2 protein-coding genes are annotated in these 1,327 nt (G+C 49.1%); both read right to left on the bottom strand.

The window, feature by feature from the left end; genetic code table 11:
• Positions 1-1,121 (bottom strand): flagellar hook protein FlgE (gene flgE / locus R7P67_RS24660; protein ID WP_318086297.1); only part of this gene is annotated, 1,121 nt, incomplete at its 3' end.
• 26 nt (positions 1,122-1,147) lie between these two features.
• On the bottom strand, positions 1,148-1,327 hold a 180-nt coding region (locus tag R7P67_RS24655), incomplete at its 5' end, for an FLgD tudor-like domain-containing protein (protein WP_411912815.1).

Below are 1,327 nucleotides of genomic sequence, written 5' to 3'. Positions count from 1 at the left end.
TGTGCTGTCATCAATGCCACAAGCTCACTGGTTAGGTCGACGTTTGAGCCCTCTAATGCACCTGGAGTCAAGTTACCCAGCGTGCCAGAACCCGGAACGCCCATGATCGGCGCACCAGAGCTAAAGCTTTGTGTCCACGCAGTGCCGCTCACTTTTGCTAGACCTTGCGTATTAGCAAAATCAGCCAGAACCACTTGGCCTTGAAGCTGTGATTGACCGTTAGTGTAAGTTGCGTAAACCATGCCGTTGTCTTCTACGCGCACGCCTGCAAGCTCACCAGATGTGTAACCGTTCGGACTGTTTGTGCTCACGCCAAACGCAGCACCAAATTGCGTGCTGCCTTTTAGGTTGATATCAACGCTCATTGCGTTTGCGCCCGCAGCAGGGAATGCCACATTGAAAGAGCCTGTTGGCGCCGCTAACGTACCGTCTTTATTAAACGTCACAGGAATGGTTGAAACAGGAGTCTTACCACCGTCGACTTGCACGTTCACTTCCCATGCGTTGTCTGCCGTTTTAGTGAAGTACTGCGTCACGGTGTGAGAGTTGCCAAGTGAATCGTACACCTGTGTCGTGTAAGAAGAGTTGAACGAGGTTGGATCCGCTGGATCGAACGGCGTTACCGCTTTATCAATCGCTTTTGCACTTGCATCGAAGTTCGCAACAAAATCAAGGTTATCTGTCGCTTTCGCGTTGAGTGACGATGTTGATACTTGGATGTTACCTACAGAACCCGTCATCAAGTTGTTGTTGCTATCTACGCTGTAACCTTGCAACTTCGCGCCATTGTTCGCTGTTACAAAGTTGCTCTTATCCGTACCAAATACGCCAGAACGAGTGTAAAGCGTTTGACCCATGTGATCTTTTGTCACAAAGAAGCCGCTGCCGTTGATCGCCAAGTCCATTGAACGACCAGTACCCGTGATTGAACCGTTTTTATCGAAGTTTTGCGAAATAGACGCAACTTCTACGCCGCCAGGTTGCATGCCGTTGTATACCGCTGCGAACTCTGTGCGCGCACCTTTAAAACCATACGTTGAAGCGTTGGCAATGTTGTGGCTGATCGTGTTTAGCTCTGTGTTGGTCGCGTCCAGACCACTTAGTGCGATGTTAAAACTCATAAAAGACCTCTGATTTGCTTATTTGGTTAAGCACCAAACTGAGTGATTTGATAGAAAGGAACGTTGCCAACGCCATTAACATTGACCAATGCTGCGCCACCTGAACTCGGAATACGAACCTGTTCAACAGTGCCAGCCAGTAGAACATTCGGGCTCGCTTGGCCTTCTTGAACTTCTACAGATACCGTGTATTTGCCCGGCTTTAA

It is taken from the genome of Vibrio sp. Vb0937, assembly GCF_033338855.1.
Note: the sequence above shows the minus strand (reverse complement) of the source record. Positions and strands in the feature narration are given on the sequence as shown.